Origin of the sequence: Actinomadura sp. NPDC023710, assembly GCF_040639875.1 — a bacterium.
GTDB lineage: Bacteria > Actinomycetota > Actinomycetes > Streptosporangiales > Streptosporangiaceae > Spirillospora > Spirillospora citrea.
Window position 1 is genome coordinate 257,229 of sequence record NZ_JBFAGB010000008.1, and the last position, 11,863, is coordinate 269,091.

Genomic DNA, 11,863 nt, shown 5'->3' on the forward strand with positions numbered 1-11,863 from the left:
GCGCTCATCCTGCTGCATTCCGCAGCAAAATCAACAGTCGGCAACGGATTCTAGGGTACGGCGTCGGCGATTCGACGGGATCCGATCCAGCGGGAGCGTTCGGCGGCATAGTACGCGGCACCGTCGGGACCGGCGGGGCCTTCCCGCCACCGGCGCATCCCGAGCTGGAGCGCGATCTCCGACGACGCGGGGTTGGCCGTGTCGATCTCGGCGGTGATCCGGTGCACGCCCACCACCCCGAACGCGTAGTCGAGGACGGCACGGGACGCCTCGGCGGCCAGCCCACGCCCCCAGTGGTCGGGCTCCAGGCTGTAGAGGATCTCCACGTCCACGCCGTGGCCGAGCGGCCCCTCGTGGTGGCTGAGCCCGGCCACGCCGGCCAGCGGGCCGCCGCGCGCCGCCGCGCCGCCGCCCGGGGACGAGGGGGCGGAGCGCAGCGCCCACAGCCCGTAGCCCTCGGTGGCGAAGTCCCGCTCGCTGGCCTCGATGATCTCACTGACCTGCACCGGAGTGATCACCCGGTCGTCGAACAGGTGGCGCCGCACGAGGGGGCCCGTCCAGTGCGTCAGCAGGGCGCCGTGGTCGCGCATCGACACCGGGTGCAGGACGAGCCGCACCGTGCGCAGCACCTCACTCATACCCGTCCTCCGCGGCGGGCCACTCGGGCGCGGCCTCGCCGTCGGGGACGCCGACGCGGAACACGCGCAACTGCAGCGCGAGCACCTGGTAGTAACCGACGAGTGTGACCAGCTCGACGAGGGCGGTGCGGCCGAGCGTGGCCACCGCCTCGGTGTACACGGCGTCGGCGAGGTCGCCCTCGGCCACGAGCTGGTGCGCCGCCTCGTACACGACCCGCTCGCGGACGTCGGCGAGCATCGGCGCGCGGCCCTCGCGCAGCGCGTCCGTCTCCTCGTCGGCGAGCCCCTGCCGGCGCCCGATCCGCTCATGGGCGTACCACTCGAAGTCGGAGCGCAGGTGCGCCGCCACGACGAGGGTCGCGATCTCCCGCTCGCGCCTGGTGAATCCGGTGCGGAAGCGCAGCGCGGCGCCGAGGTCCTGCAGCGGCAGCCCGACGGGAGGGCTGTAGAGCATCGCGTTGAACGGGCCCTGGAGGCGCCCGATGTCATCGGCCAGAGGGAAGGGAGGGTTGCGGTCGCCGGCGCGGGGCCCGCCCGTCACCGCCTCGTAGACGGCTCGCTGCTCTTCGCTGAGCGAACCGGGGAGGAGCAGCGGAAGCCTCGTCGGGGACGGGCCGCGCCGCGGTCGGTCGTTGACACGCTCACCGGTCACGGGGTCGATCACTCACCGCACGCTAGGCGCTCGAAGCGGTCGGCTCAACCCCCGTCCGGAATGTGAAACCCCTGGCACACGATGACGTAGCGACCGCGTAACACGCGTCGGCGAACCTTGTCGGCGACCGCACCGGACACGAACGGGCCCCGGCCCCCGGAGGGAACGTCCCATGCCGCTGCTGCGCATCCGCACCGAGATCGAGGACCGCCCGGGCCGCCTCGCCTCCCTCACGGCCGCGCTGGCCCGGCGCGGCGCCAACATCCTCGGGCTGTCGGTCCAGCTCGACGCCGACGGGGTGGTGGACGAGTTCATCGTCGACGTCCCGCGCGGCGGCCCGGACGCGCGCGCCCTCGCCGAGGCGCTGGGCGCGGCGGGCGGGACCCGGACCGCGGTGCTCCCCGCGCGCCCCCACGACCTGGTCGACGAGCCGACCCGCGCCCTGGCCCTGGCGGCCCGGCTCCGGGCCCGGCCGAACGCGGTTCCCGAGATCCTCGGGGAGCTGCTGCGCGCCGACGAGGCCCGCTGGGACGCCCCGGGCGGCGAGGAACCCGACCGCTGCGACCTCCTGATCCCGGTGCGCGGACGCTCGGTCCGGCTCCGGCGCACCGGGCTGCCCTTCACCGCGACGGAGGCGGCGCGCGCGGACGCGCTGGTGCGCGCCGCGCTCCCGACGGTGCCGCCCCCGTCGGCGTTCCGGCGGATCGCGCTGCGCGACGGCACGCAGGCGGTCGTCCGGCCGGTCGAGCCCCGCGACGGCGACGCCGTGCGGGCGCTGCACGAGCGCTGCTCCCTGGACAGCCGCCGGATGCGCTACTTCAGCCCCAAGCCGTACCCGCCGCGCCGGTCGTTCGAGCGGTTCTGCGATCCCTCGCGGGGCCTGACGCTGGTCGCCGAGGGCCCGGACGGGTCGCTGCTGGCGCTGGCGCACCTGGTCCTCGTCCGCGACCCGGGCGCCGCCGAGGTCGCGTTCCTGGTCGAGGACGCCTGGCAGGGCCGCGGGCTCGGCCGCGGCCTCGCCGAGCTGCTCCTCGCGCTGGCCAGGGACCGCGGCCTGGTGGAGGTGCGCGCGACCGCGCTGAGCGAGAACGCCCGGATGCGGCGGCTGCTGACCTCGCTCGGCGGGCGGACGCGGCGCACCGAGGACACCGCGATCGTGGAGATCAGGCTGCGGCTGGACGGCCGTCCCGCCGAGCCGGGGGCGCTGGCAGGATGGGCGGGTGAGCGGCGTATATGACGACCCCTGGGCGTACGAGCTGGCGTGCTCGTTCCGCGACGTGCCGGCCGAGGTGGACGTCCTGCTCGGGTGGTGCGCCGAGCAGGGCCTCGCGCCCGGCACGGCGCTGGAGCTGGCCGCCGGGCCCGCCGAGCACGCCCGCGAGTTCGCCCGCCGCGGGCTGGCCGCGACGGCGCTCGACCTGAACCCGCGCATGTGCGCCTACGCGGCCCGCGAGGCCGAACGCGACGGCGTCGGCCTGGAGGTGGTCGAGGGCGACATGACGCGGTTCGCGCTGGGCCGCCGGTTCGACCTGGTCGCGACCATGCTGGACTCCACGTCCCACCTCATGACGCTGGACGCGTTCGTGGCGCACCTGCGGTGCGCCGCCGCGCACCTGTCCCCCGGCGGCCTCTACGTCCTCGAGATGTCTCATCCCCGGGACCGGCTGGGCGACGATCCGAGCGTCAGCACCGGCTGGACGGTCGAGCGGGACGGCGTCCGGGCGAGCGTGCGCTGGGGCGAGCCGTCCGACCGGCTGGACCCGGTCACCCAGATCGCCGACGACCGCGTGACGATGACCATCACCGGGGAGGGCACGGAGCCGCGGGTCGTCCGCGACGTCGTGCCCTACCGGTTCTGGACGGCCACCGAGCTGGACGCCGCGATCCGCCTCGCGGGCGGGCTGGAGGCGGTCGCGCAGTACGGCGACTTCGGGGCCGGCGAGGACGCGGTGCCCCTCGCCGACCCCGGGGCCTGGCGCATGATCACGCTGCTGCGCCCGCGCTGAGCGTCAGGGCGCGGACCGCCAGCCGGGCATCGGGTAGGACGCGAGCAGGTCGCGGACCTGCCCGGCGACCCGGTCCAGGACCGCCTCGTCCTGCTTGGCCGTGGCCTGCACGACCTCGTCGATCCACGCCGCGAGCTGCGGCATGTGCTCCTCGCCGATCCCCCGGGTGGTGATCGCGGCGGTGCCGAGCCGCAGCCCGGACGGGTCGAAGGGCTTGCGCGGGTCGAACGGGACGGCGTTGTAGTTCAGCTCGATGCCGGCCCGGTCGAGAGCCTGCGCGGCGGGCTTGCCCGCCACTCCCTTGCCGGTCAGGTCGATGAGGATGAGGTGGTTGTCGGTGCCGCCGGAGATCAGGTCGTAGCCGCGGTCCAGCAGCGCGGCGGCCAGCACCTTGGCGTTCGCGACGACCTGCCGCGCGTACCCGGCGAAGTCCGGCCGCGCCGCCTCCTTCAGCGCGACGGCGATCGCGGCCGTCGTGTGGTTGTGCGGCCCGCCCTGAAGGCCGGGGAACACGGCCTTGTCGACCGCCTTCGCGTGTTCCGCCGTCGAAAGGATCATGGCGCCGCGGGGACCGCGCAGCGTCTTGTGCGTGGTGGTCGTGACGACGTCGGCGTGCCCGATCGGGGACGGGTGCGCGCCGCCGGCGACCAGGCCCGCGATGTGCGCGATGTCGGCGGCCAGGACCGCGCCGGCCTCCCGGGCGATCTCGGCGAACGCCGGGAAGTCGATCGTCCGCGGGACCGCGGTGCCGCCGCACCAGATCAGCTTCGGCCGCTCCTTGAGGGCGAGGTCGCGCACCTGGTCCATGTCGACCCGGCCCGTGTCGGCGCGCACGTCGTAGCGGACGGGCCGGAACCACTTGCCGGTGGCCGACACCGACCAGCCGTGCGTGAGGTGGCCGCCCATCGGCAGCGACAGGCCCATGACCGGGTCGCCGGGCTCCAGGAACGCCATGTAGACGGCGAGGTTGGCGGGCGAGCCGGAGTAGGGCTGGACGTTGGCGTGCTCGGCGCCGAAGACGCCCTTCGCGCGCTCGATGGCGAGCAGCTCGATGGGGTCGACGTTCTGCTGGCCCTCGTAGTAGCGCTTGCCCGCGTAGCCCTCGGAGTACTTGTTGGTCAGGACCGTGCCGGCGGCCTCCAGCACCGCCTCCGAGACGTAGTTCTCCGAGGCGATCAACCGGATCTTCTCGTACTGGCGGCGGGCCTCGGCCTCCACCAGCGCGGCGATCTCGGGGTCCTGGCCCTGCAGATGGGGTACGGCCGGTTCGTGCATCGTGAGCCTCCGCGCTGCTCGCGCCGGGGCTTCGGGCACCCCGGCGAAGGGGACCCGTACACCCAGGCGCGCGGTGTGCGGACTACTTTCGCTCCCCGGTGGTCGTCTCCACCTTGACTGCGCCAGTCGCGTGGACGCCATCATACCGGGCCGTCCCCCGCCCGCGCGGCGCACGCGCGGGGACCGAGACCAGGAACAGCCCGCCCATCAGCAGCAGGGACCCCGCCGCGACCGGCGCCGACATCCGCTCGCCGAGGACGGCCACGGCCAGGCCGGTGGCGACGAGCGGCTCGGCGAGGCTGAGCGTCCCGGCGGTCGCGGCCGCCACCCGCCCGAGGCCGGTGACGAAGAACATGTACGCGGCGGCGGTGGCGGCGATCCCCAGCCAGGCCACCAGGGCCGCCGAGCGCGGCGCGGCGAGGGCGGGCAGCTCCGGCAGCGTCCAGGGCAGCAGGGCCGCTCCCCCGGCCAGCAGCGTCACCGACACCGCGCCGGCCATGCCGGTCCCCTTCATCCCGGCGCCGAGACCGGTCAGGATCTTGGCCGACACCGTGTAGACGCCGAAGCACGTGCCGGCGACCAGGCTCAGAGCGATCCCGGCCGGGTCGACGTGGACGGCCTCCCCCGGCACCATCAGCAGGGCCACGCCGCCGACCGCGCAGGCCGTCCCGGCCCACCAGCGGCGGCCGAGCCGGGCGCCCAGGACGAACCGCTCGCAGAGCCCGGTGGAGACGGGCGCGAGCCCGAACACCACGGCGGTCGCGACGGCGGCGCCCGTCCGGTCGACCGCGCTGAAGAACGACGCCTGGAAGGTACCGGTCGCGGCCGAGGCCGCCACGAGGGGCGGCCAGGTCCGCCGGGTCAGTGCCAGGAACGCGCGGCGGTCCGCCACGAGCACGAGGACCGCGAGGACGAGGCCGCCCGAGAGGATCCGGGCGCCGCCGACCGCGACCGGGCCCGCGGACGGCCCGGCCAGCACCTGCGCCGGCCCGACCGTCCCCCAGAGCACGCCGGCGGCGAGCACCAGCAGCGCACCGGCTGAGTTGTTCCATCGGTTCATGCCGCCGAAGCTAGGCGAACATGCGGAGTATGGCGCTCTGGGCCGTCATTCGTTCGCTCCACTGGGCTGGCGTCGTCATTCCTTCGCTCCAGCCGGGCGACTCCGGGCGTCAGATGTAGGGCGTTCGCCCGTCGGGCCGGTGGGCCGACGGAAGTTCGGACTGCTCCACCGGCTGCACGTAGTCGTACACGACGATGGTGCGGACGTCCACGTACTCCTTGCGGCGCGCCAGCCGGTCGAGCACGAAGTCGCGGAGGTAGGCGGTGCTCGGCACGGCCACGTGGACGAGCAGATCCTCGTTCCCCGTCACCACGAAGACCCCTATCGTCTCGGGCATCGAGGCCATGCTGTCGCGGGCGGACTCGATCGCCTCGCGCGACTGCGGCCGGATCCTGATCGATATCAGCGCCTGCACGCCGCGTCCCAGCCGCTCCAGGTCGGCCGCCGCGTGGAACCCGGTGATGACGCCCCGCGAGCGCAGCGCCCGCGTCCGCTCCAGGGCCGTGGACGGCGCGATCCCCACCGCCTCCGCCAGTTCGCGGTTGGTCTGCCGCCCGTCCCGCTGCAGGCGCCGCAGGATCGCCTGGTCGACCGCGTCCATAGGGTTCCTCCCGAACTGCCCGGCGGACGCCGAACTCCCGCGCGGGAATCGCGCCCGGACGTCCCGTTCCCCGAAGATTATTCGCCCCGGGCCGGGCCCGCCACCGGGCCCGCGGCAGGGCCGGCCATCGTGCCCGCCACGGCCAGGAGCGCGCAGGCCCCGACCCCGGTGAGGGCCCACGCCGCGCCCGCCGGGCCCAGGTCGAAGAGGCGGCCGATCACCAGGTCGCCCGCGAAGGAGAACATGCCGGCGCAGAACGCCAGGACGCCGTAGTACGAGCCGAACCGCTCCGGCGGGGCGCGCCGCGCGGTGCGCTGGAAGACCGACGGCTGGACGAGGCCGTTCGCGGCGCCGTTGAGGACGGCCGCGAGCATCAGCGGACCCGGCTGCGTGCCGTCCAGCGCCGCGAGGACGAAGAACCCCGCCGCGGCGCACAGCAGGCCGCTCCGCAGCACCCACGGCCGCTCGCCGCGGCGCCGGACGGCGACGAAGGGCTGGACCGCCGCCGCGACCATGGCCAGGAGGGAGAAGCACAGCGTCGCCACCGCGGGCTTGAAGCCGAGGAGGGGGACGGCCGTCATGATGTGGTTGGCGAGCAGCGTCGTGGGCGCGGTCAGCAGCGCGAAGACCAGGAACGCGCGGTCGCCGAGCACCGCCCGCACACCGGCGAGGACGTCGCGGAAACCCGTGGGCGCGCTCTTCCCGCCCGGCCGGGGCACGAACAGGAACAGGACACCGGCGACCGTCCACAGGGCGGCGGCCGTCCCCGTCAGGAGCGCGAACCCGGGTCCCGCGCCCAGCAGGAGAAGCCCCATCGGCGGGCCCGCGACCGTCGCCAGGTGCTGGGCGACGACGTAGGCGGCGAATCCGCCGGACCTGCTGCCGGGGCCGACGGACGCGAGCAGGCTGTGGCCCGCGGGATTGTAGAGCGCGCCGCCGACCGCGAGGACGACGGCGGCGCAGAGCAGCGCGCCCACGCTCTCCGCGGCCCCGAGCATCACGAACCCCAGCGCGCGGACGGCGCAGGAGATCATCCCGGTCCGGCGCGCCCCGAGCAGGTCGGTGACCGTGCCGACCGGCAGGAGCAGCGCGAACTGCAGGCCCACCCGCACGCCGAGGACCAGCCCGACGGTGCCGGCCAGCAGCCCGAGGTCGTGCCGGAGGTGGGCGACGAGGTGCGCCATCACCGAGAAGAAGCCGAGGCTGGCGGCGAGCTGGATCGCCACCACCGTCACGATCACCCGGCGGCCGGACGGGTCCGCGGCGGGCGCGGGCCGCGGACCGGAGGCCGCGGAGGCCGGCGCGGGGACGGAGACCGTCACAGCCCTGCCCGGGTCAGGTCGGAGACGACCAGCTCCGTGGCCTCCGCGATCAGGGCGTTCCTGGGCGGGGTGTCGTATCCCGGACGGTCGGACATGACGGCCACCACGAGCGGAGCGCCCTGGGGCGGCCACACCACGGCGATGTCGTTGGCCCTGCCGTAGTCGCCGGTCCCGGTCTTGCTCGCCGTCCTCCACCCCCGGGGCAGCCCGGCCTTGATGCGCTCGGCTCCGACGCTCGTGGCGCTGCGTTCGAGCCAGCCGCGGAGCAGGGCGCGTCTGCCCGGCTCCAGCGCGTCCCCGAGGACGATCGCGCGGTGGTCGGCGGCGATCGCCCGGGGGCTGGTGGTGTCCCGCGGGTCGCCCGGACGGATCCTGTTCAGCTCGGGCTCGTAGTCGTCCATGCGGCTGACGGCGTCGCCGAGCCCGCGCAGGTAGGCGGTCAGCCGCGCCGGGCCGCCGACGTCGCGCATCAGCAGGTTCCCCGCCGTGCCGTCGCTGTGGCGGATGGCGGCGTCGCACAGCTCCCGGATGGTCATCCCGGTGGCGACGCGGTCCTTGGTGATCGGTGAGATGGAGTTCACATCGGCCCGGGTGTAGGTGATCCGCCTGTCGAGGTGGCCGATCGGATTGCCGTGCAGGACCGCCGCCGCGGCGAGCGCCTTGAAGGTGGAGCAGAACGCGAAGCGCTCGTCGGCGCGGTAGGCCACCTCGGCTCCGGTCCGGGTCGCCACGGCGTACACGCCGAGGCGGGCGCCGTGCCGGCGTTCGAGCGCCGCGAACCGCGACAGGTCCGGCGGCGCGGCCGAGGGCCGGGCGGACGGCGACGACGCCGCGGCGGACGGGCGCTCCTTCTCACCGCATCCCGCAAGCGGCAGGAGAGCCGCGGCGGCCAGCAGCGCCCGCCGGGAGGAGCCGGACTGCTCGAACGGCATGCGGAGGCACCTGCTTTCCCGGGGCGGAGGGCGGACGCGGCTCAGCAGACCAGAGCCGCACGTGTGACGTCCAATATGGATATCACTCGTACCGCCATACTCGTGCGCATATCAGACCTGGTCAGCCCCCACCCGCCGAGGCGCCGTCGCGGAGATCCGGCGATTGCGCCGATACCGGCGTGTCCCGTGGGTCCGACGCCTGGCGGCTCGCGGAAGGCGGCGGCGTGGGCGGGGCGGTCGTCGATCTTGAGGCAGGCCCCGCCCGCAGCCCTTGCGCCCCCGACTGCCGAACGCCGCCCGCGCCCCGACCGCGGAACCGACCGGGAAAGGCGTGTGGCCCGGCCCCTGGTCGGGGTCCGGGCCACACGGTGCGGCTTCGGCGGGCGTCAGCGGGCCGCGGCCTCCATGGCCTGCTTGACGGCGGCGCGCTTCTGCCGGAGCTTGGCGAGCGCCTCCTCCAGGATGGCCTCGCCGTCCTCGTCGCTGCGCCGCTCCTTCACGTACGCGAGGTGGGTCTTGTACGGCTCCGTCTTCGGCGGGGCCGGGGGGTTGTTGGAGTCCTGGCCGGCGGGGAACCCGCAGCGCGGGCAGTCCCACGTCTCGGGGACCGCGACGTCCGTCGCGAAGCTGGGGCGGGTCTCGTGCCGGTTGGCGCAGTAGAAGGTCACCCAGACGCGGGGGGCGGCGTCGCCGCGCTCCGCCTCTCCCATCGGACCGGCCCCGACGCGGCTGCCCCGAATCGCGTTGCCACTACCCACGGAATACTCCTCGCTTGGTGATCCGCCGCCGCCCGTGACCTTCGAGGACGGCGCGGCGCTCGCATGTGTTGAACGGGACGGCTCAGCCGACGCCCTTGTGCTTGAACAGCAGCCCGAGAACGACGATCGAGGCGAACCAGACCACCCCGATGCCGATGGTCAGCCGGTCGAGGTTGCGCTCGACCACCGACGACCCTCCGAGGGAGGACGAGACGCCGCCGCCGAACATGTCGGACAGGCCGCCGCCCTTGCCCTTGTGCATCAGGACGAGGACCACCATCAGCAGGCTCGTGACGATGAGCACGATGGACGTTGCGATGATCACGTTTCTTCAGCGCCTTGTCTGTAGTTCAGGACGGAGCTCGAGCCGGAGCGGGCGTTTACCCGTCAGATACGAAGGGTACGACGAAGTCCCCGCTGGTTCGGCAAGAACCCCTGGTTCACGCGGAATTGATCAGTTTTGATCAGACCGGCAGATCCCGGTACCGGCAGATTTTGACGAACTCTCCCGGGTCCAGGCTGGCACCACCGACCAAAGCGCCGTCCACGTCGGTCTGCGCCATGATCCCGGCCACGTTGCCGCCCTTGACCGAACCGCCGTACAGGATACGCGCCTCGTCGGCCACTCCGCCGTCGTACAGCTCGGCGAGCCGCGTGCGGATGGCCGAACAGACCTCCTGCGCGTCCTGCGGGGTGGCGACCTCGCCGGTGCCGATCGCCCAGACCGGCTCGTAGGCGATCACGGAGCGCCGCACCTGGTCGGCGGTGATCTTCTCCAGCCCGCCGTCGATCTGCGCGAGCACGTGCGGGACGTGCCCGCCGGCCTTGCGGACCTCCAGCCCCTCGCCGACGCACAGGATCGGGGTGAGGTCGGCGGCGAGCGCGGCCTTGGCCTTGGCGTTGACGACCGCGTCGTCCTCGGCGTGGTACTGGCGCCGCTCGGAGTGCCCGACGACGGCATAGGTGCAGCCGAGCTTGGCCAGCATCGCCGCGGAGATCTCACCGGTGTAGGCGCCGGAGGCGTGCTGGGAGACGTCCTGCGCGCCGTACTGGATCCCGTACTTGTCGGCCTCGATCAGGGTCTGCACCGAGCGGAGCGCGGTGAACGGCGGGAGCACCGCGACGTCGACGGCCTCGTAGTCGGCGTCCTTGAGCGCGAACGCCATCTTCTGGACGAGCGCGATCGCCTCGAGGTGGTTGTTGTTCATCTTCCAGTTGCCGGCCATGAGCGGCTTGCGGCCGCTCGGGCCGCCGGCAGGGGTCGCGCGGGCCATCGGTCAGTCCTCCAGGGCTTGCAGGCCGGGCAGCGTCTTGCCTTCGAGGTACTCGAGGCTCGCGCCGCCGCCGGTCGAGATGTGGGAGAAGGCCGCCTCGTCGAAGCCGAGCAGCCGGACGGCCGCGGCCGAGTCGCCGCCGCCGACCACGGTGAACGCGCCCGAGTCGATGAGGCCCTGCGCGACGGCGCGGGTGCCGTGCGAGTAGGGCTCCATCTCGAACACGCCCATGGGGCCGTTCCAGAAGACCGTCCTGGCGTCGGCGAGGCGCGCGGCGAACAGCTTGCCGGACTCGGGCCCGATGTCCAGGCCCAGCCGGTCGGCCGGGATCGCGTCGGCGGGCACCACGTCGTGGTCGGCGTCCGCGGCGAACGCGGTGGCCGCGACGATGTCGACCGGCAGCACGAACTCGACGCCGGTCTCCTCGGCCCGCCGCAGGTACTCGCGGACGGTGCCGAGCTGGTCCTCCTCCAGGAGGCTCCCGCCGGCCTCGTGCCCCTGCGCCTTGAGGAAGGTGAACACCATGCCGCCGCCGATCAGGATGCGGTCGGCCTTGCCGAGCAGGTTGTCGATGACCCCGAGCTTGTCGGACACCTTGGACCCGCCGAGCGCGACCACGTAGGGCCGCTCGACGTCCTCGGTGAGCTTCCTGAGCACCTCGACCTCGGCGACGATCAGCCCGCCCGCGGCGTGCGGGAGCCGCTCCGGCACGTCGTAGACCGACGCGTGCTTGCGGTGCACCGCACCGAACCCGTCCCCCACGTAGACCTCGGCGAGGGCGGCCAGCCGGTCGGCGAAGGCGCCGCGCTCGGCGTCGTCCTTGCTGGTCTCGCCCGGCTCGAAGCGCAGGTTCTCCAGCAGCGCGACGCCGCCGTCGGCGAGGCCGCCGACCGCCGCGCGGGCGGAGTCGCCCACGACGTCGGTCGCGAACGCCACCTCCGTGCCCAGCAGCTCGCCCAGGCGGGCGGCGACCGGCGCGAGCGAGAGCTCGGGCTTGGCCTCCCCCTTGGGGCGGCCGAGGTGGGCGCAGACGATGACCTTGGCGCCCCGGGCCCGCAGCGCCTCGATCGTCGGCAGGCTGGCCCGGATCCGCCCGTCGTCGGTGATCCGCATCGTGGTGGAGGGGCGGCCCTCCACACCCTCCGGAGGAGGGCCGGAGTCCTGCAGCGGGACGTTCAGGTCCGCTCGCAGCAGGACGCGCCGTCCGGCGACGTCGAGGTCGTCAATGGTGCGCATCGGGATGCGGTGTCCTTCCGTACACGGCCCCGGCCGGGGGGCGGGCGGCGGCCGGCGGGCGGGCCGGGCGGCGGGGGGGGAGGGGAGGGCGAGCGAGGCCAGCTGGTCA

12 protein-coding genes, 1 pseudogene and 1 riboswitch are annotated in these 11,863 nt (G+C 74.2%); of the genes and pseudogenes, 2 read left to right on the top strand and 11 right to left on the bottom strand.

Features of this window, described 5'->3' with window-relative positions:
- Positions 1-50: 50 nt before the first annotated feature.
- Together AB0H37_RS12455 and AB0H37_RS12460 are read right to left on the bottom strand one after the other, a co-directional pair.
- Positions 51-638, bottom strand: a complete 588-nt coding sequence (locus tag AB0H37_RS12455) for a GNAT family protein (protein WP_329090065.1) — start codon at positions 636-638, stop codon at positions 51-53.
- The gene (locus AB0H37_RS12460; protein ID WP_179835289.1) at positions 631-1,302 is read right to left on the bottom strand and encodes a carboxymuconolactone decarboxylase family protein; all 672 of its coding nucleotides are present in this window, start codon (positions 1,300-1,302) and stop codon (positions 631-633) included. Before AB0H37_RS12460 ends, AB0H37_RS12455 begins: the two co-directional genes overlap by 8 nt.
- Positions 1,303-1,462: 160 nt before the next feature.
- Here AB0H37_RS12460 and AB0H37_RS12465 point away from each other — a divergent pair, with 160 nt between their 5' ends.
- Both AB0H37_RS12465 and AB0H37_RS12470 read left to right on the top strand, forming a co-directional pair.
- Positions 1,463-2,527 (top strand): GNAT family N-acetyltransferase, encoded by a 1,065-nt coding sequence (locus tag AB0H37_RS12465; RefSeq protein WP_329090063.1) that lies wholly within the window; start codon positions 1,463-1,465, stop codon positions 2,525-2,527.
- Positions 2,511-3,296, top strand: a complete 786-nt coding sequence (locus tag AB0H37_RS12470) for a class I SAM-dependent methyltransferase (protein WP_360612432.1) — start codon at positions 2,511-2,513, stop codon at positions 3,294-3,296. The genes AB0H37_RS12465 and AB0H37_RS12470 overlap by 17 nt, the downstream gene beginning before the upstream one ends.
- Positions 3,297-3,299: 3 nt before the next feature.
- Here the strand turns inward: AB0H37_RS12470 and glyA are convergent, their stop codons facing one another.
- From glyA to AB0H37_RS12515, 9 genes and pseudogenes are all read right to left on the bottom strand, one after another.
- Complete coding sequence (gene glyA, locus AB0H37_RS12475) at positions 3,300-4,571, bottom strand: serine hydroxymethyltransferase (protein WP_329090059.1); 1,272 nt, start codon at positions 4,569-4,571, stop codon at positions 3,300-3,302.
- Between the two features lie 53 nt (positions 4,572-4,624).
- Positions 4,625-4,711: riboswitch (ZMP/ZTP riboswitch) on the bottom strand.
- 104 nt (positions 4,712-4,815) lie between these two features.
- Positions 4,816-5,631: pseudogene (locus AB0H37_RS12480) on the bottom strand (DMT family transporter); the annotation flags it as partial.
- 109 nt (positions 5,632-5,740) lie between these two features.
- Entirely contained in the window at positions 5,741-6,232 is a 492-nt protein-coding gene (locus AB0H37_RS12485) for an Lrp/AsnC family transcriptional regulator (RefSeq protein WP_179835294.1), read from the bottom strand.
- 77 nt (positions 6,233-6,309) lie between these two features.
- Positions 6,310-7,554, bottom strand: coding sequence for an MFS transporter (locus AB0H37_RS12490; RefSeq protein ID WP_360612434.1), 1,245 nt, complete (start codon positions 7,552-7,554; stop codon positions 6,310-6,312).
- Positions 7,551-8,486: a class A beta-lactamase gene (gene bla / locus AB0H37_RS12495; RefSeq protein WP_360612436.1), complete on the bottom strand. Its 936-nt coding sequence runs from the start codon at positions 8,484-8,486 to the stop codon at positions 7,551-7,553. The genes AB0H37_RS12490 and bla overlap by 4 nt, the downstream gene beginning before the upstream one ends.
- Positions 8,487-8,872: 386 nt before the next feature.
- Positions 8,873-9,244, bottom strand: a complete 372-nt coding sequence (locus AB0H37_RS12500; RefSeq protein WP_179835297.1) for an RNA polymerase-binding protein RbpA — start codon at positions 9,242-9,244, stop codon at positions 8,873-8,875.
- 82 nt (positions 9,245-9,326) lie between these two features.
- Positions 9,327-9,569: a preprotein translocase subunit SecG gene (gene secG / locus AB0H37_RS12505; RefSeq protein ID WP_329090045.1), complete on the bottom strand. Its 243-nt coding sequence runs from the start codon at positions 9,567-9,569 to the stop codon at positions 9,327-9,329.
- A 139-nt stretch (positions 9,570-9,708) separates the two neighbouring features.
- Positions 9,709-10,518 (bottom strand): triose-phosphate isomerase, encoded by an 810-nt coding sequence (gene tpiA, locus AB0H37_RS12510; RefSeq protein WP_179835298.1) that lies wholly within the window; start codon positions 10,516-10,518, stop codon positions 9,709-9,711.
- Positions 10,519-10,521: 3 nt separating this feature from the next.
- Entirely contained in the window at positions 10,522-11,754 is a 1,233-nt protein-coding gene (locus AB0H37_RS12515) for a phosphoglycerate kinase (RefSeq protein ID WP_360612439.1), read from the bottom strand.
- Between the last annotated feature and the right edge of the window lie 109 nt (positions 11,755-11,863).